Origin of the sequence: Shimia marina (assembly GCF_001458175.1) — a bacterium.
GTDB lineage: Bacteria > Pseudomonadota > Alphaproteobacteria > Rhodobacterales > Rhodobacteraceae > Shimia > Shimia marina.
This window is the reverse complement of the sequence record NZ_CYPW01000006.1, coordinates 662,982-689,844: the sequence shown is the minus strand read 5'-3', so window position 1 is coordinate 689,844 and position 26,863 is coordinate 662,982. Positions and strand designations below refer to the sequence as shown.

Genomic DNA, 26,863 nt, shown 5'->3' with positions numbered 1-26,863 from the left:
GTACCCTTTCGGCACGCCCTATATGTAAGGAGCAACCAAGAGGATTGCGCGTGATGGCGAACAACGACAACACCACCCATTTCGGATTTGAAACCGTACCGGAAAGCGAAAAAGCGGGCCGTGTGCAGGGCGTTTTTGGCTCGGTGGCCTCCAAATACGATGTGATGAATGATGTCATGTCCATGGGCATTCACCGCATCTGGAAAGATGCGATGATGGATTGGCTCGCGCCGCGCCCGGGCCAAAAACTGTTGGATGTGGCGGGCGGCACCGGCGATGTGTCCTTCAAATTTCTCAATCGCGCCGGATCTGGCCATGCGACGGTCTGCGATCTGACCGAGCCGATGCTGGTGGAAGGGCGCAAGCGGGCGGAGGCCGATGATATGGCCGAGAGCCTTGATTGGGTTGTGGGCGACGCCATGGCGCTGCCGTTTGAGGACAACACTTTTGATGTCTACACAATCAGCTTTGGCATTCGCAATGTAACCCGCCCACAGGAAGCCTTGAATGAGGCGTTTCGCGTGCTCAAACCGGGCGGGCGCCTGATGGTGCTGGAGTTTTCCCAGATCCCCAATGACATGATGCAGAAGGTCTATGACCTCTATTCCTTCAACATCATCCCGCGCATGGGGCAGGTGATCGCAAATGACCGTGACAGCTATCAATATCTGGTCGAATCGATCCGCAAATTCCCCGATCAGGAGACCTTCCTTGATATGGTGAAAGCCGCCGGATTCGAGAATGCGAAATACCGCAATCTGACCATGGGCATTGCCGCGCTGCATTCGGGCTGGAAGCTGTGAGAGGGCCGCATAATCTCATTCGCCTGATCCGCACCGGGGCCACGTTGGAACGTGCGGGTGCCATGGAAGCGGTGCTTGACGCCTTTGAAGCGCCGCGTCACGTGCGCATTGTGCTGCGCACGCTGGCCTGGCCGTTTCAATGGCTGGCCATCAAAGGCGACACAGATGTGCCGCCCCTGCCCCGCGCACTGACGGCTCTGGGTCCGGCCTACATCAAATTTGGCCAGGTGCTCTCCACCCGACCTGATGTGGTGGGCGCGGATCTGGCCACGCAACTGCGGGTGTTGCAGGATAAGCTGCCACCGTTTTCCGTGGCTGAAGCCAAAGCAGAAGTCGCGCGCGAACTGGGGCTGGATGCGGATTCGGTCTTTTCTGAGTTTTCCGAACCTGTCGCCGCAGCCTCCATTGCACAGGTGCACCGCGCCCGACTGGCGAGCACCGGCGAAGAGGTCGCTGTCAAAGTGCTGCGACCGGGTATTGAGCGGGCCTTCCGCAAGGATGTGGATGCCTTCTACTTTGCCGCCAATATGATTGCTGCGCTCTCTCCGGCCTCGCGCCGCCTGCGCCCGATTGAGGTGATTGAGCATTTTGACGGCGTGGTGACCGGGGAGCTGGATCTGCGCCTTGAAGCCGCATCGGCCAGCGAGTTTGCCGCCAATACCGCAGAGGATGATGGATTTCAGGTGCCCACGGTCAACTGGGCTTACTCCGCCAAACGGGTGATGACGCTGGGCTGGGCCGAGGGCACGCCGATTGGCGACAATGCCGCGCTGGATGCAGCAGGTCATGATCGTCAGAAACTGGGCGCCCGGGTGTTGGAACTGTTTCTCAATCATGCGCTGCGCGATGGGTTTTTCCACGCGGATATGCATCAGGGGAATATGAAGGTCGCCGCCAGTGGCGATATCATCGCCTATGATTTTGGCATCATGGGCCACATTGATGAATACACCCGCCGAGTCTATGCGGAGATCCTGTTTGGCTTCATTCAGCGCGATTACAAACGCGTGGCGGAGGTGCATTTTGAAGCCGGCTATGTGCCAGCGGATCAGGATGTGGATGAATTTGCCCGCGCGCTGCGTGCGGTTGGGGAGCCGATCTTTGGCATGGATGCCGATCACATTTCCATGGGGCGGCTGCTCAACTATCTGTTTGAGGTGACCGAGCGCTTTGGCATGGAAACCCGCACCGAGCTGATCCTGCTGCAACGCACCATGGTGGTGGTCGAAGGCGTGGCGCGCTCGTTGGATTCTCGTGTGAACATCTGGGATGTGGCGAAACCGGTGGTCACCAGCTACATCCGCGACAGCATTGGCCCGCGGGCGGTGCTGGGTGATCTGGTGAAAACCGCCAAGATTCTGGCGCGCTTTGGGCCACGGCTGCCCGGCATTGTCGAAGCCACCCTGATTGCGCAGTCGGAGACAGCGCCGGCTGAAACGCCGCGCCCCTGGGCCTGGTTGATTGGGGGCGTGCTGATTGGTGGACTGGCCACCGGTGCACTCATGATGGTCGGCTTCACGCTGTAGGTGCGCACGCGGGAGAGAGGGGCCAGCCCCTCTTGGCCTGCGGCCAATTCACCCCGGGATATTTGCGTCAAGAGGAAGGCCAGAAAACGCGCGCCACAGGCTCAGCGGCAGCTGAGCCACGCCCAACGCAAAAGAAGCGCCCGTTGGGCGCTTCTCTTTGGGGCGGGAGCCCCTTTGAAACCATAGGAGGACAGAGGCCTTAAATCAGCCCGGCATGGGCCATGGCAGCATCGATCTGCGTTTTGGTCGCATCCGACAGGCCGGTTAGGGGCAGGCGGACTTCTTCGTTGCACAGACCCAGGCGCGACAGGGCGTATTTTGCCCCCACAAGGCCCGGCTCCACAAAAATCGCCTCATGCAGCGGCATCAGCTTGTCCTGATACTCCAGTGCTTTGGCATAATCGCCCGCCAGCATGGCGGCCTGAAATTCGGCGCAAAGTTTAGGCGCCACATTTGCGGTGACAGAGATGCAGCCGACGCCGCCATGGGCGTTGAACCCCAGCGCGGTGGCGTCTTCGCCGGAGAGCTGAATGAAATCGGCACCACAGGCGGCGCGTTGCTGGCTTACCCGGGCCAGATCGCCGGTGGCGTCTTTCACACCCACGATGCGCTCCAGCTTGGCAAGTTCGCCCATGGTCTCAGGGCTCATATCCACCACAGAGCGGCCCGGGATGTTGTAGATTATGATCGGCAAGGAACAGCAATCATGGATGGCGGTGAAATGCGCAATCAGCCCACGTTGGGTGGGTTTGTTGTAGTAAGGCGTCACAACCAGAATCGCATCCGCCCCAACTTTTTCAGCATGCTGGGCCAGCCCGATCGCTTCGAGCGTGTTGTTGGAGCCCGCCCCGGCAATCACCGGCACACGGCCCGCAGAGGCGCGCACCACTTCTTCCACCACAGCTTCATGCTCGGCATGGCTCAGGGTGGGGCTTTCACCGGTGGTGCCCACCGGCACAAAGCCATTGGTGCCTTCCCCAATGTGCCATTCCACCAGTTTCTTGAGCGTTTCCAAATCCAGCTCGCCGTTCGTAAACGGCGTGACGAGTGCGGGGTAAGACCCTTTGAACATGGCACGCTCCTTTTTTATGCGCAGCTGGGCGGAATTGCCCGATCTATCAAAACCGCGCGGACCCTAGCGGGAAGTTGCCAACTTGCCAAGATTGTGAGTTGAGAACACAGGGTGCGCGGCGTATCTTGCGGTTTCTATCCTGTCTGGCATAGGAAATTGCAAGCCATGTTGCGTCTTTTTCTGACACTGTTTGTGGCCTTGTGCATGGCCCTGCCGGTAAGCGCGCAGGATCGCGACGCCCTGCGCAGCGCCATGTCTTCGGTGCGTGCAAAGGATTGGAGCGGGGCCACCCGCGCCGTGCGCAAGAGCGATCCCGCCACCAAGGACATCATCGAATGGCACCGGCTGCGCGCCGGAGAAGGCTCTGCAGACGACGTGGTGGCCTTTCTCAACCGGCGTGCGGACTGGCCCGGCCTGCCCTATCTGCGCAAGCAATCCGAACCTGCCTTTGAAGACGTCTCCCATGAAACGGCGCTGTCGTTTTTTGTGCATGGCAATGCCCAGACCGCCGAAGGCACGCTGGCGCAAGCAAAGGTTCTGGAAAAAGCGGGCGAAACCGGCGCGGCGCAGGCCTCTGTGGTGTTGGCATGGCGCACGCTGCCGATGTCGGATCAGACCCATGCGCTTTATCTGCGCCGCTATGGCGATCTGCTTGCGCCCCACCACACCGCGCGGCTGGATGCGATGTTGTGGAAAGCCTGGAAAAGCAATTCTGAGGCCATGTACCCCCATGTCTCTGAGGGCTGGATGGCGCTGGCCAAGGCACGGCTGGGGCTGCGCGCCATGGTCAACGGCGTGGATGGGTTGATTGCCGCGGTGCCGGCAGATCTGCAAGAAGATGCCGGGCTGGCCCATGAGCGGTTTGTCTGGCGCCACCGCAAGGACCGTGACGACAGTACGATTGAGCTTGTTCTGGACCGCAGCCGGGCAAACACGTTGGGTGTGGCAGAAGAATGGGCCCCGCGCCGACGGTCACTGATGCGCAGCCAGATGCGGGCAGGCAACTATAAAACCGCCTATGCGCTGGCCTCAACCCACCGGCTCACGCCGGAAGCGGGCTATGCCTATGCCGATTGTGAATGGCTTGCGGGCTATGTCGCGCTGCGGTTTCTCAACCGCCCGGAAGAGGCGGCAGCGCATTTTCTGAATTTTGCCCGCAGTGTGGAAACCCCGATTTCTCTGGGCCGCGCGGGCTATTGGATGGGCCGCGCCTATGAGGCCATGGGCGATGCTGAGACCGCCCAGCAGGCCTATGTGGCGGGCGGTGCCCATCAGACCAGTTTTTATGGGCTGCTGGCCGCAGAAAAAGCGGGTATTGCCTATGACCGCGCGCTGAATGGCACAGAGACCTTCCCGGACTGGCGCAAGGCCTCCTGGACAGAGAGCAGCGTGCATCAGGCCGCCCGCAGCCTGCTGGCCGCAGGAGAGCTGGATCTGGCCGAACGTTTCTGGGTGCATCTGAGCGAATCGCAGGATCGTATGGCGCTGGGGCAGATGGGGCAGATGGCGCTGGATCTGGGACAGCCGCATGTGGCGGTGATGCTGGGCAAACAGATGGTGCGCATGGGGGTGACCCTGCCGGGGCCCTATTATCCGCTGCATCCGCTGGCAGAGCAAAAGCTGCCTGTGCCGGATGAGCTGTCGCTGGCCATTGCGCGCCGCGAAAGTGAATTTGATCCTGTGGTGGTGAGCCACGCCGGTGCGCGCGGCTTGATGCAGCTGATGCCGGGCACGGCGCGGGATGTCTCCAAGGACATCGGCGAAGTCTATGTGCTGGGCAACCTGACCAGAGATCCGAAATATAACGCGCGCCTTGGCAGTGCCTTTCTCGCCGATCTGGCAGAACAGTTTGACGGCAATATCATCATGATTGCAGCCGCTTATAACGCCGGGCCCCGTCGCCCAACGCGCTGGATGGCCAATAATGGTGATCCGCGCGGCGGCTCGGTGGAGGCGATGATCGACTGGATTGAAATGATCCCGTTCAATGAAACCCGCAACTATGTGATGCGGGTCTCTGAGAGCCTGCCGGTCTATCGCGCGCGGCTGGGGCAGGATCCCCATCCCGTGCCGTTCAGCCGTGAAATCACCGGACGCACGATCCGCCCCCGATAAGGCACCAGATAGGGCAAAGCGCGCAGATGCCCACAGCGCTCAGCGCGCCTGCCGCTCCCGCCACCATGTGAAGAGCCCCGCGCCAAGTACAATCGCAGCGCCAATCGCCACGTTGCTGCGCAGGGTTTCCCCAAAGGCCACCATGCCCAACGCCGCCGCAAAGGGCAGTTGCAGATAGGCAAAGGGCTGCACCGCGCTGGCTTCGGCAACATCATAGGTGCGGATCAGGAGCCAGTGCCCAAAAACACCGGAGCAACACAAAAGCGCCATCCAGAACCAATCGGGCCCAGCGATGGGTTCCCAGAAAAACACCCCAATCGCCGTCATCACCACGCAGCCCACGGTGCCGGTGTAAAAGAAGCTGGTCTGGGCCGTATCGCCACGGGCAACATAGCGGGTCATCAGACCATAGAGCGCAAACATCAAAGCCCCAATCAGAGGCACCACGGCAGCAGGGCTGAACACGCCAGAGCCGGGCTGCAGAATGATCATCACACCCATCGCGCCGACGCCAATCGCCGACCAGCGCCGCCAGCCCACTTTTTCCCCCAGCACAGGGCCGGAGAGCGCAGCGATGATCAGCGGGTAGCAAATGAAGATCGCATGGGTTTCGGTCAGCCCCAGCAATGTGAAGGCATAGACCGTCACACAAATCTCCAGCGCCAGAAGCGCGCCGCGCCCTACTTGCATCCAGAGGTGGTTGGTCTGCATGACCTGCCGCAATCCGCCGCTTTGGCGTGACGAGAGCGCCAGTACAAACAGGGCAAAGAACCAGTAGCGGATCATCACCACCAGATAGGTGTTATATTCCCCTGCCAAATGGCGAGAGACCCCATCTTGGAGCGCAAAGACCAAAGTGGTCACTGTCATCAGCAGAATACCAAGGCGGTTGTTCGCCTGCGACGGAGCGTTTTGTGTCATGGGGAAGGCGTGTCCGACGGCTTGGTGCAGCGGGTCATATGGCGCTTGCGGCCAAATCCCGGCACGCGGGTCACGTCAAATCCAGCCGCTTCCAGCCCCCGGCGCACAAAACCTGCCGCTGTATAGGTGGCGGCTGTGCCGCCCGCACAGGTATGCCGCCCCACTTGTGCCATCAACTCGGCATTCCAGAGCTCTGGGTTTTTGGCTGGGGAAAACCCATCAAGAAACCAGGCGTCCGCAGCAAAGCTGTGCTGCGGCAGGGTCTCGCGCGCATCGCCAATCACCACCTCAGCAGAGATCCCCTCCAGACTGCGCAGGCGGAGATCCTCTGCATAGGCCGCCACCAGCCGCGCGGCATAGGGCGCAACCTCCGGAAAGGCCGCAAGCGCGCGCGCCATTTCATCAGCCCGCATGGGGAAAGCCTCAAAGGAGGTGAAGCGCAGCGGGCTGTCCATGCCCGCCTCCTCCCAGGCTTTCCAGACCGTCAACAGGTTCAACCCGGTGCCAAAACCCAGCTCTGCAATGTGAAATCCCGGAGCAAAACGCGCAGGCAGATCATTGCCAGCAAGAAACACATGCCGGGTTTCCGCCAGCCCGTTGTCGAGGCTGAAGTAGGGATCATCAAACCGAGTGGATACGGGAATGGCCTCATCGCGCCACTCAAGGTCCGCCTGCTCTTTGCGCATGGTGCATTGCCTTTTGGAGGTTCAGGCGGCATTTGACCATAAACTGTTCCATTGGCAATGGGAGATCACGATGGTGGATGTGACCGTGATGGGCGCGGGGGCCTTTGGGCTTTCGGTGGCTTGGGCCTGCGCAAAACGCGGAGCCAGAGTGCGGGTGATTGATCCCAATGGCGTGGGCGCGGGTGCAAGCGGCGGTCTGGTGGGCGCATTGGCGCCGCACACGCCGGAGAACTGGAACGTCAAAAAGGCCTTTCAGTTTGACAGCCTGATCATGGCGGAGGGTTGGTGGGCCGAGGTGGAAGCCGCAGGTGGCGTGAGTGCTGGCTATGGCCGCACCGGGCGCATTCAGCCGATCCGCGACGAACACGCGCTCACACTTGCCAAGGCCCGCGCGGAAAGCGCCAAAGAGCTTTGGCAAGGCAAAGCCATCTGGGAGATTGTGCCACAGGACAGCCTTGGCGACTGGGCCCCGGCCAGCCCCACCGGCTGGCTGATCCACGACACATTGACGGGCCGTATGTTCCCGCGCCGCGCCTGTGCCGCGCTGGCCGCCGCGCTTATCGCCAAGGGTGCAGAGATCGTCCAAGACGGCATGCCGCAGGGCAAGGTGATCTGGGCCACGGGGTATGAAGGCTTGCTGGCGCTGTCAGACGAGATCGGCAAAGCGGTTGGCAATGGCGTGAAAGGTCAGGCGGCGCTGTTGCGGCTGGACCAATCAAAAGCGCCGCAGCTCTTTGCCGATGCGGTGCACATCGTACCCCATGCGGATGGCACGGTGGCGATTGGTTCCACCAGCGAGCGCGACTTTGCGGATGCCACCAGCACCGATGCGCAACTTGATGACGTGCTGGCGCGTGCCTATGCGGCGGTGCCAACACTGCGCGATGCCGAGGTGATTGAACGCTGGGCCGGGGTGCGCCCGCGTGCCAAAAGCCGCGCGCCGATGCTGGGGGACCACCCCACGCGCAGCGGAGACTTCATTGCCAATGGCGGCTTTAAAATCGGCTTTGGCATGGGGCCAAAAGCGGGGGAAGTGATGGCGGATCTGGTGCTGGAGGGCAAAGACGCCGTGCCCGACGCCTTCCGCCCTGAAGCCTCGCTCTGAGCTTTACTGGTTCTGCCCGACGTCTTCTTTGAGCGCCTCCATCAAGGCGGTCAGGGAGGCGGTGTAATGCGCGCTGGTCAGGCGACCCTCCGCATCAAACTCGTTGCTGCTGTTGGCCAGCCCAAATTCAGAGCCAAGGGCGATGCGCGGCCGGAAAGCCACCAAGCAGCTGCGCAGCATCATCTGCGCCCGCACGCCGCCTGCGCGGCCCGCCGCCGCGCTCATCAGCGCCGTGGATTTGCCCACCATTGGTTTCTCAGAGTGGCGACTGATCCAATCCAAGGCGTTTTTCAAAACACCGGTGACACCCGCGTTATATTCCGGTGTGGAGATCAGCAGCGCATCCGCCTCCGCAATCTGTGCCACAAGGGTGTTCACAGCTTCGGGCAGGCCGCTTTCGCTTTCCAGATCCCCGTCATAGAGGGGCAGATTCAGATCCGCCTCCACATAGTCCGCAGCCCCATAGAGCCGCGCCGCTTCACGCAGCAGCATCTTGTTGGTGGAGCCCGCGCGCAATGCGCCGGAAATACCAAGCAGTTTATGGGGCATGATCACATCTCCTTGTTCGCCATACCCTCAAGCTAAAGCAAAAGGCGCCGCACACAAGCGACGCCTTTCCACAAGGTCTGTGCATCTACACAGATATTACGCGTTGGGCAGGATGACGATTTCCACCCGACGGTTCTGACGGCGGCCCTCTTCGTCGAGGTTGGAAGCAATTGGCTGATCCTCACCCCGACCGATGGCCTGAATGCGGCCAAAGGCGACGCCATTGTCCAAAAGCACATCCGCCACCGCATTGGCGCGGCGCTCTGACAGTGTCTGGTTGTAACTGGCGGCCCCGGTGTTGTCGGTATGGCCCAGCACCTGCACGGTGGTGTCGGGATAGGCGTCAAGGCTGCGCGCCACTTTGGCCAAATCATCTTTCAGGCTGGCGTTGACGGCAAAACTGTCCACATCAAACAAAATGTCCTGCGGCATGGTCAGGATCAGACGGTCACCAGTGTTTTCAATGCGCACATCCTCATCAAGCTGCGCACGCAACTCCGCTTCCTGTTTGTCCAACTCATTGCCAATCAGCGCGCCGGCACCGGCCCCGATGGCCGCTCCCGCCAGCGCATTGTTGTCAGTGGCCACAGCCAGACCCGCGCCGATGATGCCGCCAAGAACCGCACCGCCTTTGGTCTGGCGATAGGCATCACGCTCCTCAGAGGATCCCGCCACATAGGCCGGATCGGTACAGGCGGTCAGCGCAAGGGTCGACAGCGCGCAGATGGACAGGGTGATTTTTTTCATGGTCTCGCCTCAAATCTCTATGCCGGTGGTCCGGCTTTTGTCTGATTTATACGCCAAGCACGGCATGCGCCCAAGTCACAGCCCCTCACAAATCGGCAATTTGACGCCGAAACGGGGGCTCAGGCCTCTGCGCGGGCCGATTCATAGGCCAACATCGCGCGTTTGACCGGCACGCCCCAGTGATAGCCCCCCAGCCCCCCGGATTTGCGCATGGCCCGGTGACAGGGAATCAGCCAGCTCACAGGGTTGCGCCCCACCGCTGTGCCCACCGCCCGCACCGCGCGCGGGTTGCCGATGACACGGGCAATCTCCGAATAGGTGGTGACCTCTCCCGAGGGGATCCGCATCAAGGCTTCCCAGACTTTGATCTGCAACGCCGAGCCGATCATATAGACCGGCACCTTGCTGTGATCCACCTGCTGCGCCTGATAGGCGGCCAACACCCAAGGGCGCAGAAACATGGGATCTTCGACAAAATTTGCCTGCGGCCAGCGCGACATGAGGTCTTCAAAGGCGGCGGCCTCCCCTGTTTCCGCCGCGAAGGCAATGCCGCAGATGCCCTTCTCCGTGCCAGTCACAAGCGACAGGCCAAAGGGGCTGTCAAACCACCCCCAATAGATGGTGAGCCCGGCGCCACGTTTGGCATAGTCTCCCGGGCTCATGGCCTCCCAGCGCAGGAACAGATCATGCAGCCGCCCGGAACCCGACAGGCCCACCGCATTGGCCGTATCCAGCGTGGTAAACCGCTCCTGCAAAAGCGCCTTGGCATGGCCCAGCGTCAGATATTGCTGAAAGCGTTTGGGCGACACCCCAGCCCAGCGGGTGAAGAGCCTTTGAAAATGCGCCGGGCTCATCTCCATGGCGCTGGCCAGATCCTGAAGAGAGAGGGTCGCACCCTCTGCCTCGTCAATCAAAGCAATCGCACGCCGCATCACGTGATAATGGTAGCCTTCAGTCATATCGGTCATTTGGGGCTCCTGTGTTGCGGGCACAGTAGGCACGAGGCACCGCCCCGGCGACCCGAAAATTGCGCTTTCTCGCGACCGCCTCTTGATTCTGCGCAAAAATGAGACATCTTTGTCTCATGATGAGAAAAACACATAACCGTATTTTAGAGGCCGGCTTCCGCGTTTTCGCCGCAACCCCCACTGCAACCCTGCAAGACGTGGCAGATGAAGCCGGCATCGGTCGCGCGACGCTGCACCGTCACTTCAAGGGACGCGAGGAACTGATGGCTGCGTTGGCGCTCACCGCAATGAAAGAGCTGGATACGGCCATTGAGGCAGCCACGCAGGATGCCTCAAGCCACACAGAAGCCCTGCGGCGCAGTCTGGATGCGATGATTCCATTGGCCGACCGCCAGATGTTTCTGGCCAATGAGCCGCTGGATCATGTGCCCGAAGTGCTGGCCGCCTACACCCAACAACTTGACGAACTCGCCGAGGCCATCGAGGCCGCCAAAGACGAGGGCGGGTTTGACCGTGCCGTGCCCACCGCATGGATTGTGCAGGCTTATGAGACGCTCACCTACGCCGCCTGGGCCGTGGTGCGCGACGGCAATGTCACCGCCACGGAGGCTGCAGAGCTGATGTGGCGCACCCTGCAATCTGGACTGTCAGGAGGACAATCATGATACCGGAAAGCTTTATCACCCTGGCCATGCAAGTGGACGAAGTGTTCCTGCTGATCGGCGGGGCGATCCTTGTGATCGAAATCGCCGAAGCCTGGTTCAAGGGCAATCTGAAAGGCAAAACCTGGCTGGAGATGCTGGCCAGCGCCTCCACGCAGGTGCCCTATCTTTTGCTGGAAACCACGATGATGACGGCGCTCTACTTTGGGCTCTACATCTTCAGCGCAGAAATCGTCACATGGCATCTGCCCACAAGCTGGCCATGGCTGATCGCCGCTATTCTGCTGGCGGATCTGACCTACTACTGGGAACATCGCATCGCCCATCGTGTGCGCCTGTTGTGGACACAGCACGCTGTGCACCACTCCAGTCGGGACTATAACATTGTCACCGCCGTGCGCTTTGGCCCGCTCGAAAGCCTGTGGTCTTTCATCGCGCATCTGCCCATGGTGTTGGTCGGGTTCAGCCCGGATGTGGTGCTCGGGTCCGTCATTCTGGTGCAGGCCTATCAGACCTGGCTGCACACGGAACTGATCGGCAAGCTTGGCCCGCTGGAGTGGGTGCTCAACACCCCGAGCCACCACCGGGTCCACCATGGCTGTGACGCGAAATATCTGGATAAGAACTATGGCGGCATCCTGATCCTCTGGGACCGGCTCTTTGGCAGCTTTCAGGTGGAAGAGGAGCGCCCACGCTATGGGCTGACCACGGATTTTGACAGCCAGAACCCCGTCAAAGTCTGGTTTTCAGAAATGCCGGCTTTGTGGCGCGACATCAAACGGGCCAAATCCGCCCGCGAACTGCGCGGACGTCTGTTTGGACCACCCGGCTGGAAGCCCTAGGCTGATCCTTGCCGAATATGGGCCGCGGGTTGCGAAACACCGCGGCCCTCCCATATGAAGGCCCGTGAGCCACATTCCAACGCGCAACCGCGAGACATATTTCATGAGCCTTCGGGACAAAATTGGCGCCTTTATCGCGCGCCCGGCCTTTCGTAACTCCATTCTTGGCGTGATCCTGTTCAACGCCATCATTCTGGGTCTGGAAACTTCAAAGCCGCTGATGGAGGCCATGGGCCCGCTGCTGATCACATTGGACAGCCTGTGCCTTGCGGTTTTTGTCTTTGAGATCATCGCCAAGCTTTACGTGCAGCGCGGACGGTTTTTCAGCGATGGCTGGAACATCTTTGATTTTGTGATTGTCGGCATCGCGCTTGTGCCAGCAGCACAGGGGCTGGCAGTGCTCAGGGCGCTGCGTATCCTGCGCCTTTTGCGCGTGGTCTCTGTCGCGCCCTCGCTGCGGCGGGTGATCGAGGGGCTGATCAATGCCCTGCCCGGCATGGGCTCGGTTTTCCTGTTGATGGCGCTGGTGTTCTATATTGGAGCGGTGATGGCCACCAAACTCTTTGGCACTGCCTTTCCAGAGTGGTTCGGCACGCTGGGGAAATCCGGCTACTCGCTGTTCCAGATCATGACACTGGAAAGCTGGTCCATGGGCATCGTGCGCCCGGTGATGGAAGTGTTCCCTTATGCGTGGATGTTCTTTGTGCCGTTTATCCTGCTGACCACATTCGTTGTGCTCAATCTGGTGGTTGGTCTGGTGGTGAACTCCATGCAGGATGCACATCACGTCGAAGCGGAAGCCGAAACCGGCAACTATCGCGACGAAGTGCTGGCCCGGCTGGCGGATATCGAAAAGCTTCTGAAAGAGCAGACCCCGCGCTGACCCAACATCGGTGCCGCGCGCTGTCTTCAAGAAAAAAGCCCCGCAGACTGTTTCTGCGGGGCTTTGTTTTGCTCTGCTAAGTCTGGCTCACATCTTCAGATTGCGCGCCGAATCCTTGATGGCGTCATATTGGCCTGACGGGCGGAAGCGCCACAGGTAATCCGCCATGATCGCTTCAGGCGCCAAGGGACGAATGCCCAGCGCCTCAAAACCTTTGGCCGCGTCAGACACCACATTGTCGCTGCGCAGCAGGATCAGCTGATCGGAGGTGATCACAGAATTGTGCCACAACCCCAAGGTCAGCTTCTGCAAAAGGCCAAAGCCAAAGGCCATCAGACGCCCCACAAAGAACGGCAGATTGATCACAATCTTGCGGCGGTGGATCACTGTCAGCATTTCATCAATCCAGCCGCGCAGGGATTTCACCTCCGGACCACCCAGCTCATAAAGGCCGCTGGCCTCCCCCATGATGCCCATGACAGCAGCCTGCGCCACATCATCGACATAGACCGGCTGAAATTTGGTCTCGCCGCCCATGATCGGCAGGAACGGGCCAAGGCGCGCCATGCTGGCAAACCGATTGAAGAATTCATCATCCTGACCAAAAATCACCGAGGGGCGCAGGATCATCGCATTGGGCATATGCTGCAACACGGCGGCTTCGCCATGTGCCTTGGAGCGCGCATATTTGCTTTTACTCTCTTCAGAGGCGCCAAGTGCGGAGAGATGCACCATCGTGGCAACCCCTTCGGCTGCGGCGATCCGTGCGATCCGCTCTGCGCCTTCGTTCTGAACAGCCTCAAAGGTATTCTTGCCGCGATCCGCCAGAATGCCCACACAGTTCACCACCGCATCAGAGCCCTGCATCACCGCCTGTACCGAGGCATCATCGCGTATGTTGCAGAACACTGGCTCCACCTGACCGACAGCGCCATAGGGCTTTACGAACATCGCTTCATTGGGGCGCCGGACGGCCACCCGCACCAACCAGCCTTCTTTTGCCATGCGCCGCGCAATGTGACGCCCCACAAAACCGGATCCGCCAAAGATGGTGACGAGTTTGGACATGGGAAGCCTCCGCTGTTGCCTAGTCCCCGCTGAAATACCGCTCAGAGCCGCTCAGAACAAGCATCAAAGGTGCTTCCGCGACAAGAAAGCCCTGACAAATTGGTGGATTAGCGCCAACGCTGCGATCACCCCCACCGAGAGCCGCGAAAAAATTTTGAAAAAAATTCGGAATCGCGTTGACACCCCCCGCCCCTAGGCTTAAACGCCTGCCTCACCAACCCGTGCCCAGATGGCGGAATTGGTAGACGCGCTAGCTTCAGGTGCTAGTGTCCGTATGGACGTGGAGGTTCGAGTCCTCTTCTGGGCACCATTGGTTTTCCCCGAAAATCCCAGCATAAATTGTGGTTTAAACCGCTGATGTCGTGCTGCGCATGTGCTCTGTGATGCGCCGTGCAAGCCCCTGTTGCAGGCGCGCGTGGCGCTCCACAATCAGGCAGGCAGGGCTGTTTCACATCCTACCCACATGGTTGTGCTGGACATTTCCGGCCTCTGCCCCCTAGGTTTTGCCGCAAGACATCAACCTGGAGGGGGCCGCAATGTCCAAACACCTACTCGCCGCAACCGCAATCGCTGCACTGTCCGCAACCACCGCCTTTGCCGATGGCCATTGCGCCGATGGCAAAACCCTGACCGATGGCGCACTGACCATCGCCACCGGCAACCCCGCCTATTTCCCATGGGTGCTGGACAACGCACCGGAAAGCGGTGAGGGCTTTGAAGCCGCCGTGGCCTATGCCGTCGCCGCAGAAATGGGCTTTGCCGCAGAAAATGTCACCTGGGTGCGCTCATCCTTTGATCAGGCGATTCAGCCCGGTCCGAAAGATTTTGACCTGAACCTGCAGCAGTTCTCCATTACCGAAGACCGCGAGAAGATGGTGGATTTCTCCGCACCCTATTATGCCGCCCCCATGGCGATTCTCGCCGCCGGCTCTGTTGCCGATACTGACACCAGCATCGCCGCCCTGCAGGGGCTTGTCTGGGGCGCCATGGGCGGCACCACGGCGGTGCCCGTCCTGATGGAGACCATCGCCCCCAGCAGCCAGCCGCTTTTGTATGGAGACAACGCCGATGTGACAGCCGCCATGCAGGCCGGGCAGATCGACGCGGCGCTGTTTGACCTGCCCACCGCGCTTTATCTGAGTGCCGTGGTGGTGGAGGGCTCCAAGGTGATTGGCCAGTTCCCCGCAGACCGCACCGAAAACCCGGATCGTTTCGGCATGTTGATGGAAGAGGGCAACCCCTTGAAGGCCTGTGTGGATGCGGCTATCGACTCGCTGACGGAAACTGGGAAACTGGCGGAGATCGAAGCCCAGTGGTTGCAGCAGACCACAGGCGTTCCGCTCATTAAATAACATGACACACGACAAAGCGGCGGGCAAAACCCGCCGCCAGATCCACGAAGACCGCCTGCGCCGCCGCGCCCTGCGCGTGGCCGCCAGCAGCACTGCGGCGGTCTTTCTGGCGATTTTCCTGCTGGTGCCGATGGCCCCGGGCTGGGATCGGGTCAAAGCCAGCTTTTTCAACTGGGAGGTCTTTGTCAAAACCTTCCCAAAGCTGCTGGACGCCTTCAAACTCGACATCGCGATTTTCCTGTGGTGTGCGCCAGCCATCACCGTGCTGGGCCTGCTCATCGCGCTGGCACGGGACACGCGCAACCCCGCGCTGTTTCCGCTGCGCATTCTGGGGGCGGCCTATACCGATATCTTTCGCGGCGTGCCGGTTGTGCTGACCGTCTATCTCATCGGCTTTGGCGTGCCCGGCCTTGGCCTGCCTCGTCCCTGGAATTCGCCCTATATCTGGGGCTCGCTGGCGCTTATTCTGACCTATGCCGCCTATGTTGCGGAAATCTTCCGCTCCGGCATTGAAAGCGTACACAAAAGCCAGCGCGCCGCCGCCGCATCGCTGGGCCTGTCGGATGGCGACAGCATGCGCTTTGTGATCTTGCCGCAGGCGATCCGCCGCGTGATCCCGGCGCAGATGAACATGCTGATCGCGCTACAAAAAGACGTGGCCCTGCTGAGCTTCATCGGACCTGTGGAAATTTTCCGCCAAGCCGGGGTGTTCAAATCGCTGATGGCGAATTTCACCCCCTATGTGGGGGCGGCTGTGATCTTTCTTGCGGTCACCATCCCCGCGACCCGCTATGCGGATTACCTGATCGCCAAACAGAACCGGGAGCGTTCCTGATGCCCAAACTGGCTTTGCATGGCGTGGAGAAACGCTTTGGCGAGAACGTGGTCTGTGACGGCATCGACCTCACCATTGAAGAAGGGCAGATGGTCTGTCTGATCGGGGCCTCCGGCGCGGGCAAATCCACGCTCTTGCGCTGTATCAACCTGTTGGAACCCATCGAGGATGGCGAAATTCTGCTGGATGGCAAAGATATTTCGCTGCCCGGACTGGATCCACAGCCCGTGCGTCGCCGCATTGGCATGGTGTTTCAAAGCTTCAATCTGTTTCCGCATATGACCGCAGTGGAGAATGTGATGCTGGCCCCGCGGCGGCTCTATCGCAAAAGCCGCAGTGCGCTATTGCCGGAGGTGACGGAGCTGTTTGAGCGCTTTGGCCTCAAGGAGCGCATGGGGCACTACCCCGATCAGCTGTCAGGCGGCCAGCAACAGCGCGTCGCCATCGTGCGCGCCTTGGCCATGAAACCCGAAGTCATGCTGTTTGACGAAATCACCTCGGCGCTGGATCCGCAGCTGGTGGGCGAAGTGCTGGACGTGCTGCGCCTGCTGAAAGACAGCGGCATGACCATGGTTCTGGCAACCCATGAGATGGCGTTTGCCCGCGAAGCCGCAGATAAAGTCTGCTTCCTCAAGGACGGCAAAGTGATCGAAGAAGGTGCCCCGGAGGCACTTTTTGACGCGCCCCAACACCCAGACACGCAAGCCTTTCTGGCGCGCGCCCTCAAATAGCAGCCCCCCAATAACACTACAGCCCGCTCAGCGCGGCGTCAGGAAGAGATCCATCACCACAGGGATAGCGCTGAACTCTTTGGAGCGGCCATCCTTGCGGTTCTGAATGGGCTTGGTCAGCCAGTCCGCCCATTTCATACGACGGCACCAGCGCTGTGCCAGCGGCCAGATTCCCACTGGTGCACCATCCCGATAGACCCGCATGGCCTCATTCAGGCTGTCGCGCACTTTGGGAGAATGCGCCGCAACATTGAAGGCAAAGACCACCAGATCGCGCGCCTGCCCGTTGGGGGTGTTATTGCGCGGCATGTAGCGCTCAAAATCCAGCAAAAGCACATGCCCCTCCACAAGGCACATGTCCTTGGGGCTTGGCCGCCCATGGGCAAACCCAAGACGGTGAAACGCCCCCAAAGCACCACTGGCATTCATCAACAGGTCCCGAAGCTCCCCCGCCGCCCGGTCTTGATTGAGCTGGGCGCGCAGATCAGGACCACAATCCGGCAACACCAGAAAATCATCGCCATCCGCAACGACCTGTGGCACCGGGGCGCCCGCAGCGTTCATCTCCTGATAGGCCAGACGCTCGCGCGCAAAGGCTTTTTGGGGATCACCCTTTTGCAGGCGATATCGCAAACCAAGAATTTCAGGACGCTTAATCCAGAAGGTTTTGCCCTCCGCCTGCATCTTCTCCACACGCGGCCCCGCCTCACGCGCGCGGGTTTCCACAAGCATTTTCAGCTCATCATCAACGGAAAGGGGTGCTCGATAATCCATCTCAGCCATGTAAGATGTCACAAAACCTTCGTAAAGGCATCACCTGCCTCTCACGTTGGTCATTTGGCAGTCTTTGGCCGATATGGCTCAGAGACCCGCAAAACATTGAAACATCCCATGGAAGACCGTAAGTGCGTGTCATCCGGAAAGCTGAGGCAAAAATGGCGAATTTTCTCTATCAGAATGACCTGCCCGATGGGCTCGATCTGGGCCCGGTTGTGGCCATCGACTGTGAAACCATGGGGCTCAATCCGCATCGCGACCGGCTCTGCGTGATTCAGATGTCTGGCGGGGATGGCAACGCCCATATGGTGCAGGTGGCCAAAGGTCAGACCAGCGCGCCCAATCTGGAGAAAATGCTGACCGATCCGAATGTGTTGAAACTGTTCCACTTCGGCCGTTTTGACATTGCCGCAATGTTCAACGCCTTTGGCGCACTGACCGCACCGGTCTATTGCACCAAAATCGCGTCCAAACTGGTGCGCACCTATACCGATCGCCACGGGTTGAAAAACCTGCTGCAAGAGCTGGTCGGCGTGGATGTCTCCAAACAGCAGCAGATGAGCGACTGGGGGGCTGAAACCCTGACCGAGGCGCAGCTCGACTATGCCGCCTCCGATGTGCTCTACCTGCACGCGCTGAAGGAGAAACTTGATAGCCGCTTGGCGCGCGAAGGCCGCACCGACATGGCGCAGTCCTGTTTTGATTTCCTGCCCACACGCGCGCAGCTTGACCTTGCAGGCTGGCCTGAACAGGACATCTTTGCCCACTAACCCTCCCCCCCCACCGCTTTCTAAGTCAGAAAGACCACGGAAGACCTCATGACAGACGCAGACAAGCAGACCTTTCTCGAAACCGCTCGCCGGGTGATTTCCATTGAGCAAAACGCCCTCGGAGCGCTGGCAGACAGCCTCGGACAGAATATCGGCGAGGCGGTGTCGCTGCTGCTGCACGCCGAGGGCCGGGTGATTGTCTCTGGCATGGGGAAATCCGGGCATATTGCCCGCAAGATCGCCGCAACCTTCGCCTCCACCGGCACGCCGGCACAGTTTGTGCATCCCGCGGAGGCCAGCCACGGCGATCTGGGCATGGTGGCAAAGGGGGATGTGGCGCTGGTCCTGTCCAACAGCGGTGAAACCCCAGAGCTCGCCGATCTGATTGCGCATACGCGGCGCTTCAACATTCCGCTGATCGGTGTGGCAAGCCGCCCGGAAAGCACGCTCATCACCCAAAGTGATGTGGCCCTGATTCTGCCTCAGGCGGAAGAGGCCTGCGGCACCGGCGTGGTGCCCACCACCACCACCACCATGACGCTGGCCCTTGGGGATGCGCTGGCGGTGGCTCTTATGGAACATCGCCGTTTCACACCAGAGAACTTCCGCGCCTTCCACCCCGGTGGCAAACTTGGGGCACAGCTCACGCTGGTGCAAGATCTGATGCACACCGGTGCCAAAGTTCCGTTGATCGCAGAGAACACTGCGATGCCCGCTGCTCTCAATGAGATCAGTGATAAAGGATTTGGCGTGGTTGGCATCACCAATGCCAATGGCGCCCTGACCGGGATCATCACCGATGGGGATCTGCGCCGTAAGATGGACGGCATTCTGCAGCAGACCACAGATCAGGTCATGACGGCAGACCCAATGACCATTGCCCCCGGTGCCATGGCTGAGGAGGCTGTGGGCATCATGAACCAGCGTCAGATCACCTGTCTGTTTGTGGTGGATGCAGAGCAAGGCGGCAAGCCGGTGGGCCTGCTGCACATCCATGATTGCCTGCGGGCGGGTCTGGGCTGAGCGGGATGCGGCGGCGGCTGACATATTCCAATCTGGTCGCCGGGCTGAAGGTGATCCTGCCGCTGGCGGCGCTTGGCATTCTGTCGACCCTGTTTCTCGTCTCTCAGGAAGTGGATCTGGAAAGCGCCATTCCTTTTGCTGACGTGGAACTGGAAAAGCGTCTGCGCGACCGCCAGATCACCGCACCCTATTTTTCCGGCCGCACCGAACAGGGCCACGACATCACTGTGACCTCGGCCACGGCCCGGCCTGACCAAGAAGACTCATCGCGCATCATTGCCGATCAGATCGGCGCGCTACTGACAACGCAGGATGGCACCGAAGTGACCATCCGTGCCGAAGCAGGCGATATGGACGGCAGCTTTGAGGAGGTGATTCTGGAAGGGGATGTGGAAATCATCACCAGCAATGGCTTCACCATTCTGACCGACGAGATGACCTTCGGCCTGACCGATGCCCGCGCGGACACCGCAGGCGACGTGCGTGCCGAAAGCGCGCTGGGCACGCTGACGGCAGGGCGCATGGCGCTGCGGCCCTCCGGGGAAAACAATGAAATATATTTGTTTTTCACAAAAGGCGTGCAATTGGTATACACGCCCACAAAGACCAAGAGGTGACCTGTGCCATTGTTCCGACTGTTGATGATGATTTTGCTGGCCTTAACGCCGGTCGCAGGCACAGCCCAGGGTTTGCAGCTGGGCTTTGGCAAATCCGAACAGGACACGGGCCTGCCGGTGGAAGTCACCGCAGAAAGCCTGTCGGTCAACCAATCAGACGGCAGCGCCGTATTTGAGGGCAAGGTCGATATTTCTCAGGGCGACATGCGCATGACTGCGGATCAGGTCAATGTGCATTACACCGACGACAATCAGGCCATTGAACGGCTGGTGGCGGCCGGCAATGTGCTTTTGGTGCAGGGCACCGATGCGGCTGAAGCCGATGAGGCGGTGTATAGCATCGAAAGTGGCAATGTGGTGATGACAGGCAATGTGACTGTGCTTCAGGCTGCGACCACCATTTCCGCTGACAAAATGATCCTGAACCTCAACAATAACACCGCCCAGTTGGTCGGTCGTGTGAAAACCGTTCTGAAGTCTGAGTAACCATGTCCAAACCTGATCTCTCTGTCACAACAGGCAGCTCCGGCCTGCACGTGGAAAGCCTGCGCAAAGCCTATCGCAAGCGGGTTGTGATCCGGGATTTCAGCATGGAATTGCAACGCGGCGAAGTGGTCGCTCTGTTAGGCCCAAATGGTTCCGGCAAAACCACCACATTTTATGCCGTGGCGGGACTGCTGGTGCCCGAAGGCGGGCGCGTGTCCATTGATGGGCGCGATGTGACCACCCTGCCGATGTACCGCCGCGCCAAATTGGGCATTGGCTATCTACCGCAGGAAATGTCGATTTTCCGCGGCCTGTCGGTTGAAGACAACATCACCGCCATTCTCGACATCACCCACAGGGACCGCCACAAACGCCGTGAGCGCCTTGAAGAGTTGCTGTCAGAGTTCTCCATCGAACACCTGCGCCGCGCCCCTGCGCTGGCTCTTTCCGGTGGGGAGCGTCGTCGCGTGGAGATTGCACGGTGCCTCGCAGCAGATCCAAAATACCTGTTGCTGGATGAGCCTTTTGCCGGGGTGGATCCGATTTCGGTGGGCGATATCCGCCATCTGGTCGCGGATCTGAAGAAACGCGGCATCGGTGTTCTGATCACCGACCACAATGTGCGTGAGACCCTCGAAATCGTGGATCGCGCCTATATTCTGCATGACGGCAAAGTACTGATGTCGGGCACCCCTGAAGAGGTGGTGGAGAACGAAAATGTGCGGCGGGTTTATCTGGGCGAGAACTTTCGCATTTCCTGAACCGCGCCAAGCACGTTGGCAGCGCTTGTCTCTGTCTGCCAGTCTGCGGGCCATCTGCGGAAAATCGCACAAACTTACGCTCGGTCATTGACTCTTACCCCCTGTGCTACTCAAATACATGTATGACATTTGATCGACTCCCCGCTGTGATGATGGCGGCCTTCTTACCAAGGCCGGATCACTCGCAAGGAGCACAAATGTCCAATTCCAGCATTCGGACCTAACTGATAACGGGCAGTTCAAGCTCGTGGTCCGACATGTCATCGAAAAGGAGACAGGATGCGCTATCAGATTACCGGAAAACAGATTGACGTTGGCGACGCGTTGCAGACACATGTCAAAACAGAGCTTGGCAGTGTGTTGGAAAAATACGCAGGCCGCCCAACCGACGCGACCGTCACGTTTTCAAAACACGCCCATGAATACATGTGCGAAGCGACTGTCCACCTGTCCACCGGCCTGACCGCGCAAGCCAAAGCGCATTCTACTGAAATTTATGCCGCTTTTGACGGATGTGCAGAAAAAATGGACAAACAGCTGCGCCGTTACAAGCGTCGGCTTAAGGATCACCATAAGGAACGTCAGGATCCGGTTGAACTTTTGGGGGCATCCTCGTATATCCTCGCGCCTGAAGCTGAAGAACATGAGGCCGAGCCAGATACGCTGCAACCTGTCATCGTCGCTGAGATGGAAACCAAAATCCCATCTCTGAGCGTTGGTGAAGCGGTGATGCAGATGGAACTCGCGGGATCGCCGGTACTGGTCTTCAAGAATGAAAGTAAAAACGGATTGAACGTGGTCTATCGCCGGGAAGATGGCAACATAGGCTGGATTGATCCGCAGGCATAAGCGATTGCGCACAGACCGCGCACTCCGGAGACACAGGCAAGATGGACCTTTCTACGATCCTCAAGCCAGAGGCGGTACGTGTTATCACAGCCGCCTCAAGCAAGAAGCGTTTGCTTCAGGAATTTGGCGACCTGGCGGAATCCGCCTATGGGCTTCCTGCCCAACCGGTTGTGGAAGCCCTGCAAGAACGTGAAAATCTCGGCCCCACAGGTGTGGGGCACGGGGTGGCTTTGCCACATGCGCGGTTTGACGGGCTGGACCGGGTGGTCGGCGCGTTTATCCTGTTGGAAAAACCTGTGGATTTCAATTCTGTAGACCGTCAGCCAATCGATGTGGCTTTTGCGCTTTTTGCGCCAGAAGCCGCCGGTGTCGAACACCTCAAAGCCTTGGCCCGCGTGTCACGCCAACTGCGGGAGCCGGCCATCTGTGCCAAACTGCGAGCCAATCCGGATCCGGCCAAGCTGTTCATGATCCTGACAGAGGCCGACAAGGTTCAAGCTGCCTGAAACAGGCCGACTGAAATCAGGGCTCAGGTCAAAAATTACGCGCCGCAGGATCCCCCTCGCGGCGCGTTTTCATTTCCAGCGGTCATAGCCAAAGGCGATATAATCCCGTTTGTAGATGTCCTGCACCATGCGCTCGATCTCTTCATCGTAGATGGCCTCAAGCGAGACCGGATGCCGTGGTGCCACCTCCTCCGGATCCGGCGCATCCAGACGCCCCACCTGCATCGCCAAGGCCGGCAAATAGCTCACCAGTTCTTCTTCCCGCAGAATCATATCCGGCAAAGCCAGATCCGCGAATCCCTGCATGGCGGTGGATTGGCTCACCCAATGGGCATCTTGGCGAATGCTGGTTTGCCCCGCGAGATTCGCCTTCACAAATTCCAGATAGGCCACAAAGGCGGCGCGATGCTCCTCGACGCCATAGTCTGACCCCGGCAGATCTCTTGGCATGGGCATCTTGTAAATCCGCCGCAGCATTCGGCGGATCTTCTTATACACGCCCTCCTCTGCCGCCAGCAGACAGTCACAGAAAGCCGCATGGGCCCGCACCACTGGATGGCGCACAACGGTAAAGCTGCGATGCCCTTTATGCGCTTTTTTCCACTGGCGCAGGGTCTTCTGACTGAAATCATGGATCAGCCCGTCATGCGCCACATGGTCCAGCGCCGCCATCCACTGTGTCACCGTCTCCTGCGGGCCAGAGCGCATCGGCAGATACAGCAAAGGCGCAACGGCACAGGCCACATAGCTGGGCACAGCCGCGCCCCGACGTGGCTCAAAGTTCGGCGTGCGCGTCAGATTGAAACGATCCATATCTGCCAGCGCCAGAGAGATTTCGCCAAAATTGGACACTTTGTCTGACAGCGGGCTTGGGTTTTGCCGCTTCATCTTGTCATCCAGCGCATCAAGCGTACCGGAATGCCCCAGAAACCGCGCCAGCCCATTCATCACGTCCAGATCATGCAGATCTTCATAGGCCACATAGAACGCCGTCTGCCCGCTGATCTGCAGGGCCCGCATCAAGGTGACCTGAAAATCCTGCAACTCTTCGACATGCTGTTTGAACTCGGGCCCATCAAACCGCACCTTGCTGTCTTTGCGGCGACGCACGTCGGTCAATTTCCACTGGCCCGTAGCGCGTGCGATCTTCCAACTGACATAGCTGTCCAGCGGATTGCGCGTCAGTACGATCTTGGCGCAGCGTGGATCAGACAGGATGGTCTCCAACACGCGGGGTTCATGATCGTGAAAAAACCGAAAGCCTGACAGCCCCTCGGTGGCTTTCACCGCTGTGATCAGGCGATGAGGATCTTCTGTGCGCTGCTCAAGCGTGATGTCCAACAGCGCGTCTTTGTTTGGATAGCCGATGAAATAAGGGTTGAAGGCTTCACCGTGACAGCTGAGGCCATCAAACCGATTGATATTTGCCTCAAGAAAATTGGAACCGGTGCGCATCTCTGCAAACACCACAAAATAGTCAAACGCTTTGGTCATACGTAATTACTGCACCAAATAAGGTTTGCGGGGTGGTTTTTTCTGATCGGTCTCACCATGAGACACCGGAAAATCTCCCATCAAATAGGGATGCATCCCCTGATTTTTCAAATTCTGTAGAAACTGCCCAAAGCCGGTCAGATCTGTCATGCGCGGCGCCTCACCCAGTCGGCGGGCCTTATCCGGGCCGATCTCATCAATGATGGTCTGCAAAGGCTCCATCGGTGCTTCAATGAATTCCGCCAAGGTCCAGATACGCACCCGGGCCTTGGCATAGGGGCTGCGCAGGGCAAAGAGCTGATCATTCTCAAGCTTTTGAAGCCGCGCCGCCTCTTTACGAATATCCGCAAAATTGAGGTTGGATTTGAACAGGGGAATCGCCCAGGCACCGCTGATCACCGACACCTGCGCATTGGGATCTTTTGCGAAAAACCACACCGGCGCCCCTTCATCGCGCGGCCCCACCTGAAAGCACTGACGCTCACCACGCGTGTTCCAGATCAGATTGGTGAGAAAGGCAATCGAATTATAATCCCGGTTCTTGGGCGCATCGCTTAGCGCGCCATTGATCACCCGCTGCCCCCCCTCAAACTCCGCGCGCTCCGGTGCAAAAAGATGGCCATGCACCCGTGCCCCTGTGGCCCGCGACAGCCAGGGTTCGAAATCCTCAAACAGCTCAGCAAAGCCGTGAAACACGGAATAGCGCCCAAAGGTCATGCCGTTTTCCCAGCCTTCATTGGGGTGCCGGCTTTGCATATAGAGGCCCGTGCGCCCCTTGGTGCGCCGCTCCACCGCCTTGGCAAAGATCCGGTCGATCTTGGCCGGATTGGGCTCGCTCATCTTGATGGCCCCTTCGGGGCTGCGCAGGAAACCATTGTACAGCTTATTGGCATGGGGCCAGATCTTGCGCGCCACAAAACAATCGGATCGCCGCAGCAACTGCAGGTGATCGTCATAGAAAATATGGGGCTTGCCCTGAAAATCAAACTTGCTGAGCGTCAGCGAGCGACTCTCGATATTGCTGGAATACACCCGCACCAGCGTTTGAAAATAGCTTTCATCAGGAATCCACACGCGCTTGAAAAACGCGTCAAAACTCTCCCGCTCAGGGTCTTGGAGGATCGCGGAAAGGGTTTGGCGTGTCAGACACCACCACTGGCTGCCCATATGCGGCACGATCCCATTGGGAATGCGCCGCTTGACCCGGAAAAACCGCTGAATGTCGACCCATTTGTCAAAGAGATAGCGGTGCCGCTTCCACGAGAAGGGAAAGTGCAGCGTGAAGCGTTCATGATCCAATCCGCCCACTGTCCAGGGCACATCCGCCGTGGTCGCGCTCTCAATAAAATCCGTGCGCGGACGGGCGGCAAGATAATCTTTCAATTCCTGCACCGGGCGCAGTGGCAGACAGGAGCCTGAGGACAGGTAGACATGGCGCACCTGAGGGAAGTCCGCCAGCATCATCTCCCCTGCGGATTGTGAGGCGGCCACAAGCCCCCATCCGCCCCATTCACATTTGTGCCGCTTGCAGAAGCGCACGTCGGGCACATCCGCCAAAGCGCGTACAAATTTCTTGTATTGCTTGGACTTCACCGTGGCGTCCACATGGATCACAACAGGACAGCCATAGGCCACCCAGTGGCGCGCCACCTGTTCGGCCCGCCCAAAGGCCGTGTGCACCAGCATCAGGATCCCGACACTCATGCCCAGTTCCCCTTGGACATCAGGCCCAGAATCTCAAGCTGACGCCAGTTGATGTATTTCTCGCTCCATTTACACCACAGCTCCGGGCTATTGCGCAGGCGTTCGGCATAGGCCTTATATTCCACGCTGGCCGAATAGTGTTCGTTGCGCTGCAACTCTTCTTCTGCCTTTGCGGTGAACGTATCCAGAAACTTGGCATGCAGCAGCAGGCCGGAGGCTTTCTCACCGCCCCATTCATCAAAGACCTGATTGAGCCCCCGCGGCAGCAACATATGCGTCGAGCTGGCATAGCAATATCGCCGGTTCCATTTCACCAGCGGGATCTTATTGAGTGCGGGCGCAAGCTCCGGCTCATTGGGAAAGAACACCCGAGAGCGTGGCCCGCCCTGAATCCACAGGTTGCCATAAACCGGGTTCTTCGTGGCCGTATAGTTGCCCGCGTCAAACCAACAGGCAATCTCAAGCGGATCCTGCCCGGATTGATAGGGCTGTTCCGTGATCGGTCCGCGCGGATACATGTCCAACAGCATCGCACTGAACGATTTGATCGAACTGGCATCCAGCCAGTCCGTCAACGCGCGGATCGGGCGCGTGTCACAAAAGGGATAGATGAAGAACTCATCCGGATCGACCACCAGACACCAGTGATTGTGCCCATAGCGAAATTGCAGCCAATTGAGCCAATCCACCCCAAACTTGGAGCGCTTGTAGCTCTTGCGGGTGTGCCAGATCGACACATCCGGCTGTTCCATCAGATACTCAAGCGAACCATCATCACTGTCGTTGTCGACAATCAGGAAATGATTGATGCCCTTGTTGCGGTAATACTCCAGAAAATAAGGTAGCCGGATCAGCTCGTTGCGCAGCGTGGAAAACACCAGAAGATCGCTGGATCTGATCTGACCGGTGCGGTCAACCATATTGCGCAGCTCACGGCGCTTGCGGATCGCCCGCGCAAGCCGATGGCGGCGCCTGACCCGAAGCCGATATGATTGCAACGCGCTCACCTGG

General features: G+C 59.3%; 28 protein-coding genes and 1 tRNA gene. 18 read left to right on the top strand and 11 right to left on the bottom strand.

The features are described from left to right. The first annotated feature begins 53 nt into the window (after nt 1-53). Nucleotides 54-803 carry a bifunctional demethylmenaquinone methyltransferase/2-methoxy-6-polyprenyl-1,4-benzoquinol methylase UbiE gene (gene ubiE, locus SHM7688_RS05120; RefSeq protein WP_058238888.1) on the top strand — a complete coding sequence of 250 codons (750 nt, stop codon included), beginning with the start codon at nt 54-56 and terminating at the stop codon, nt 801-803. Further along, nucleotides 800-2,329 (top strand): 2-polyprenylphenol 6-hydroxylase, encoded by a 1,530-nt coding sequence (gene ubiB, locus SHM7688_RS05115; RefSeq protein ID WP_058238887.1) that lies wholly within the window; start codon nt 800-802, stop codon nt 2,327-2,329. Before ubiE ends, ubiB begins: the two co-directional genes overlap by 4 nt. A 199-nt stretch (nt 2,330-2,528) precedes the next feature. Here the strand turns inward: ubiB and dapA are convergent, their stop codons facing one another. Beyond that, nucleotides 2,529-3,401: a 4-hydroxy-tetrahydrodipicolinate synthase gene (dapA, locus tag SHM7688_RS05110; protein ID WP_058238886.1), complete on the bottom strand. Its 873-nt coding sequence runs from the start codon at nt 3,399-3,401 to the stop codon at nt 2,529-2,531. 165 nt (nt 3,402-3,566) lie between these two features. On the opposite strand from dapA, the gene SHM7688_RS05105 reads away from it, so the two are divergent. Further along, nucleotides 3,567-5,516 carry a lytic transglycosylase domain-containing protein gene (locus tag SHM7688_RS05105; RefSeq protein WP_058238885.1) on the top strand — a complete coding sequence of 650 codons (1,950 nt, stop codon included), beginning with the start codon at nt 3,567-3,569 and terminating at the stop codon, nt 5,514-5,516. 39 nt (nt 5,517-5,555) lie between these two features. On the opposite strand, the gene SHM7688_RS05100 is transcribed toward SHM7688_RS05105, so the two are convergent. Both SHM7688_RS05100 and mnmC2 read right to left on the bottom strand, forming a co-directional pair. Then, on the bottom strand, nt 5,556-6,437 hold the full coding sequence (locus SHM7688_RS05100) for a DMT family transporter (protein ID WP_058238884.1): 882 nt from the start codon (nt 6,435-6,437) through the stop codon (nt 5,556-5,558). Further along, nucleotides 6,434-7,123, bottom strand: a complete 690-nt coding sequence (gene mnmC2, locus SHM7688_RS05095; protein WP_058238883.1) for a tRNA (5-methylaminomethyl-2-thiouridine)(34)-methyltransferase MnmC2 — start codon at nt 7,121-7,123, stop codon at nt 6,434-6,436. The genes SHM7688_RS05100 and mnmC2 overlap by 4 nt, the downstream gene beginning before the upstream one ends. Nucleotides 7,124-7,193: 70 nt before the next feature. On the opposite strand from mnmC2, the gene SHM7688_RS05090 reads away from it, so the two are divergent. After that, entirely contained in the window at nt 7,194-8,228 is a 1,035-nt protein-coding gene (locus SHM7688_RS05090) for an NAD(P)/FAD-dependent oxidoreductase (RefSeq protein WP_058239021.1), read from the top strand. 3 nt (nt 8,229-8,231) lie between these two features. Here the strand turns inward: SHM7688_RS05090 and SHM7688_RS05085 are convergent, their stop codons facing one another. The 3 genes from SHM7688_RS05085 to SHM7688_RS05075 form a co-directional block, all read right to left on the bottom strand. Then, a complete protein-coding gene (locus tag SHM7688_RS05085) occupies nt 8,232-8,777 on the bottom strand; it encodes an NADPH-dependent FMN reductase (RefSeq protein ID WP_058238882.1) in 546 nt (181 codons plus the stop codon). 96 nt (nt 8,778-8,873) lie between these two features. Beyond that, entirely contained in the window at nt 8,874-9,524 is a 651-nt protein-coding gene (locus tag SHM7688_RS05080) for a YiaD family glycine zipper/OmpA-like lipoprotein (protein ID WP_058238881.1), read from the bottom strand. A gap of 119 nt (nt 9,525-9,643) precedes the next feature. Beyond that, complete coding sequence (locus SHM7688_RS05075; RefSeq protein ID WP_058238880.1) at nt 9,644-10,492, bottom strand: bifunctional helix-turn-helix domain-containing protein/methylated-DNA--[protein]-cysteine S-methyltransferase; 849 nt, start codon at nt 10,490-10,492, stop codon at nt 9,644-9,646. Nucleotides 10,493-10,608: 116 nt separating this feature from the next. On the opposite strand from SHM7688_RS05075, the gene SHM7688_RS05070 reads away from it, so the two are divergent. The 3 genes from SHM7688_RS05070 (at nt 10,609) to SHM7688_RS05060 (ending at nt 12,879) form a co-directional block, all read left to right on the top strand. Next, nucleotides 10,609-11,157: a TetR/AcrR family transcriptional regulator gene (locus tag SHM7688_RS05070; RefSeq protein WP_058238879.1), complete on the top strand. Its 549-nt coding sequence runs from the start codon at nt 10,609-10,611 to the stop codon at nt 11,155-11,157. Continuing rightward, nucleotides 11,154-11,996 (top strand): sterol desaturase family protein, encoded by an 843-nt coding sequence (locus tag SHM7688_RS05065; RefSeq protein ID WP_058238878.1) that lies wholly within the window; start codon nt 11,154-11,156, stop codon nt 11,994-11,996. The genes SHM7688_RS05070 and SHM7688_RS05065 overlap by 4 nt, the downstream gene beginning before the upstream one ends. Before the next feature lie 103 nt (nt 11,997-12,099). After that, nucleotides 12,100-12,879, top strand: coding sequence for an ion transporter (locus tag SHM7688_RS05060; RefSeq protein ID WP_058239020.1), 780 nt, complete (start codon nt 12,100-12,102; stop codon nt 12,877-12,879). An 87-nt stretch (nt 12,880-12,966) separates the two neighbouring features. On the opposite strand, the gene SHM7688_RS05055 is transcribed toward SHM7688_RS05060, so the two are convergent. Next, nucleotides 12,967-13,947, bottom strand: coding sequence for a complex I NDUFA9 subunit family protein (locus SHM7688_RS05055; protein ID WP_058238877.1), 981 nt, complete (start codon nt 13,945-13,947; stop codon nt 12,967-12,969). 223 nt (nt 13,948-14,170) lie between these two features. Here SHM7688_RS05055 and SHM7688_RS05050 point away from each other — a divergent pair. The 4 genes from SHM7688_RS05050 (at nt 14,171) to SHM7688_RS05035 (ending at nt 16,865) form a co-directional block, all read left to right on the top strand. Then, nucleotides 14,171-14,257, top strand: a tRNA-Leu gene (locus tag SHM7688_RS05050). A 226-nt stretch (nt 14,258-14,483) separates the two neighbouring features. Then, nucleotides 14,484-15,299: an ABC transporter substrate-binding protein gene (locus tag SHM7688_RS05045; RefSeq protein ID WP_058238876.1), complete on the top strand. Its 816-nt coding sequence runs from the start codon at nt 14,484-14,486 to the stop codon at nt 15,297-15,299. A gap of 1 nt (nt 15,300) precedes the next feature. Further along, on the top strand, nt 15,301-16,134 hold the full coding sequence (locus tag SHM7688_RS05040; RefSeq protein WP_058238875.1) for an amino acid ABC transporter permease: 834 nt from the start codon (nt 15,301-15,303) through the stop codon (nt 16,132-16,134). After that, complete coding sequence (locus SHM7688_RS05035) at nt 16,134-16,865, top strand: amino acid ABC transporter ATP-binding protein (protein WP_058238874.1); 732 nt, start codon at nt 16,134-16,136, stop codon at nt 16,863-16,865. The genes SHM7688_RS05040 and SHM7688_RS05035 overlap by 1 nt, the downstream gene beginning before the upstream one ends. A 27-nt stretch (nt 16,866-16,892) precedes the next feature. On the opposite strand, the gene SHM7688_RS05030 is transcribed toward SHM7688_RS05035, so the two are convergent. Further along, entirely contained in the window at nt 16,893-17,648 is a 756-nt protein-coding gene (locus SHM7688_RS05030) for a BUD32 family EKC/KEOPS complex subunit (RefSeq protein ID WP_058238873.1), read from the bottom strand. Nucleotides 17,649-17,800: 152 nt separating this feature from the next. Between SHM7688_RS05030 and SHM7688_RS05025 the strand changes: the two genes are divergently transcribed. The 7 genes from SHM7688_RS05025 (at nt 17,801) to SHM7688_RS04995 (ending at nt 22,654) form a co-directional block, all read left to right on the top strand. Continuing rightward, nucleotides 17,801-18,412 (top strand): ribonuclease D, encoded by a 612-nt coding sequence (locus SHM7688_RS05025; protein ID WP_058239019.1) that lies wholly within the window; start codon nt 17,801-17,803, stop codon nt 18,410-18,412. Between the two features lie 48 nt (nt 18,413-18,460). Continuing rightward, complete coding sequence (locus SHM7688_RS05020) at nt 18,461-19,435, top strand: KpsF/GutQ family sugar-phosphate isomerase (RefSeq protein WP_058238872.1); 975 nt, start codon at nt 18,461-18,463, stop codon at nt 19,433-19,435. 5 nt (nt 19,436-19,440) lie between these two features. Further along, nucleotides 19,441-20,052, top strand: coding sequence for an LPS export ABC transporter periplasmic protein LptC (gene lptC, locus SHM7688_RS05015; protein WP_144432490.1), 612 nt, complete (start codon nt 19,441-19,443; stop codon nt 20,050-20,052). Between the two features lie 3 nt (nt 20,053-20,055). Further along, nucleotides 20,056-20,538, top strand: coding sequence for a lipopolysaccharide transport periplasmic protein LptA (gene lptA, locus SHM7688_RS05010; RefSeq protein ID WP_223229149.1), 483 nt, complete (start codon nt 20,056-20,058; stop codon nt 20,536-20,538). A 2-nt stretch (nt 20,539-20,540) separates the two neighbouring features. Further along, nucleotides 20,541-21,299: an LPS export ABC transporter ATP-binding protein gene (gene lptB / locus SHM7688_RS05005; protein ID WP_058238869.1), complete on the top strand. Its 759-nt coding sequence runs from the start codon at nt 20,541-20,543 to the stop codon at nt 21,297-21,299. 279 nt (nt 21,300-21,578) lie between these two features. Beyond that, nucleotides 21,579-22,148, top strand: coding sequence for a ribosome hibernation-promoting factor, HPF/YfiA family (gene hpf, locus SHM7688_RS05000; RefSeq protein WP_058238868.1), 570 nt, complete (start codon nt 21,579-21,581; stop codon nt 22,146-22,148). A 41-nt stretch (nt 22,149-22,189) separates the two neighbouring features. Continuing rightward, entirely contained in the window at nt 22,190-22,654 is a 465-nt protein-coding gene (locus SHM7688_RS04995) for a PTS sugar transporter subunit IIA (protein ID WP_058238867.1), read from the top strand. Between the two features lie 69 nt (nt 22,655-22,723). Here SHM7688_RS04995 and SHM7688_RS04990 read toward each other — a convergent pair whose 3' ends face one another. The 3 genes from SHM7688_RS04990 to SHM7688_RS04980 are packed head-to-tail and all read right to left on the bottom strand — an operon-like array spanning nt 22,724 to nt 26,859. After that, entirely contained in the window at nt 22,724-24,148 is a 1,425-nt protein-coding gene (locus tag SHM7688_RS04990; protein WP_058238866.1) for a sulfotransferase family 2 domain-containing protein, read from the bottom strand. A 6-nt stretch (nt 24,149-24,154) separates the two neighbouring features. Then, the gene (locus tag SHM7688_RS04985; protein ID WP_058238865.1) at nt 24,155-25,852 is read right to left on the bottom strand and encodes a DUF5927 domain-containing protein; all 1,698 of its coding nucleotides are present in this window, start codon (nt 25,850-25,852) and stop codon (nt 24,155-24,157) included. Further along, nucleotides 25,849-26,859, bottom strand: coding sequence for a glycosyltransferase family 2 protein (locus SHM7688_RS04980; protein ID WP_058238864.1), 1,011 nt, complete (start codon nt 26,857-26,859; stop codon nt 25,849-25,851). Before SHM7688_RS04980 ends, SHM7688_RS04985 begins: the two co-directional genes overlap by 4 nt. Between the last annotated feature and the right edge of the window lie 4 nt (nt 26,860-26,863).

Coding starts and splice junctions, on each gene's coding strand:
- SHM7688_RS05040 (WP_058238875.1), top strand. CDS start 15,301: ATGACACACGACAAAGCGGCGGGCAAAACCCGCCGCCAGATCCACGAA.
- SHM7688_RS05075 (WP_058238880.1), bottom strand. CDS start 10,492: ATGACCGATATGACTGAAGGCTACCATTATCACGTGATGCGGCGTGCG.
- SHM7688_RS05045 (WP_058238876.1), top strand. CDS start 14,484: ATGTCCAAACACCTACTCGCCGCAACCGCAATCGCTGCACTGTCCGCA.
- SHM7688_RS05035 (WP_058238874.1), top strand. CDS start 16,134: ATGCCCAAACTGGCTTTGCATGGCGTGGAGAAACGCTTTGGCGAGAAC.
- ubiE (WP_058238888.1), top strand. CDS start 54: ATGGCGAACAACGACAACACCACCCATTTCGGATTTGAAACCGTACCG.
- SHM7688_RS05070 (WP_058238879.1), top strand. CDS start 10,609: ATGATGAGAAAAACACATAACCGTATTTTAGAGGCCGGCTTCCGCGTT.
- dapA (WP_058238886.1), bottom strand. CDS start 3,401: ATGTTCAAAGGGTCTTACCCCGCACTCGTCACGCCGTTTACGAACGGC.
- SHM7688_RS05060 (WP_058239020.1), top strand. CDS start 12,100: ATGAGCCTTCGGGACAAAATTGGCGCCTTTATCGCGCGCCCGGCCTTT.
- SHM7688_RS05055 (WP_058238877.1), bottom strand. CDS start 13,947: ATGTCCAAACTCGTCACCATCTTTGGCGGATCCGGTTTTGTGGGGCGT.
- hpf (WP_058238868.1), top strand. CDS start 21,579: ATGCGCTATCAGATTACCGGAAAACAGATTGACGTTGGCGACGCGTTG.
- SHM7688_RS05030 (WP_058238873.1), bottom strand. CDS start 17,648: ATGGCTGAGATGGATTATCGAGCACCCCTTTCCGTTGATGATGAGCTG.
- SHM7688_RS05025 (WP_058239019.1), top strand. CDS start 17,801: ATGGCGAATTTTCTCTATCAGAATGACCTGCCCGATGGGCTCGATCTG.
- SHM7688_RS05105 (WP_058238885.1), top strand. CDS start 3,567: ATGTTGCGTCTTTTTCTGACACTGTTTGTGGCCTTGTGCATGGCCCTG.
- SHM7688_RS05100 (WP_058238884.1), bottom strand. CDS start 6,437: ATGACACAAAACGCTCCGTCGCAGGCGAACAACCGCCTTGGTATTCTG.
- lptB (WP_058238869.1), top strand. CDS start 20,541: ATGTCCAAACCTGATCTCTCTGTCACAACAGGCAGCTCCGGCCTGCAC.
- SHM7688_RS05065 (WP_058238878.1), top strand. CDS start 11,154: ATGATACCGGAAAGCTTTATCACCCTGGCCATGCAAGTGGACGAAGTG.
- SHM7688_RS05090 (WP_058239021.1), top strand. CDS start 7,194: ATGGTGGATGTGACCGTGATGGGCGCGGGGGCCTTTGGGCTTTCGGTG.
- SHM7688_RS04990 (WP_058238866.1), bottom strand. CDS start 24,148: ATGACCAAAGCGTTTGACTATTTTGTGGTGTTTGCAGAGATGCGCACC.
- SHM7688_RS05080 (WP_058238881.1), bottom strand. CDS start 9,524: ATGAAAAAAATCACCCTGTCCATCTGCGCGCTGTCGACCCTTGCGCTG.
- lptC (WP_144432490.1), top strand. CDS start 19,441: ATGCGGCGGCGGCTGACATATTCCAATCTGGTCGCCGGGCTGAAGGTG.
- SHM7688_RS04995 (WP_058238867.1), top strand. CDS start 22,190: ATGGACCTTTCTACGATCCTCAAGCCAGAGGCGGTACGTGTTATCACA.
- SHM7688_RS04985 (WP_058238865.1), bottom strand. CDS start 25,852: ATGAGTGTCGGGATCCTGATGCTGGTGCACACGGCCTTTGGGCGGGCC.
- SHM7688_RS05085 (WP_058238882.1), bottom strand. CDS start 8,777: ATGCCCCATAAACTGCTTGGTATTTCCGGCGCATTGCGCGCGGGCTCC.
- mnmC2 (WP_058238883.1), bottom strand. CDS start 7,123: ATGCGCAAAGAGCAGGCGGACCTTGAGTGGCGCGATGAGGCCATTCCC.
- SHM7688_RS05020 (WP_058238872.1), top strand. CDS start 18,461: ATGACAGACGCAGACAAGCAGACCTTTCTCGAAACCGCTCGCCGGGTG.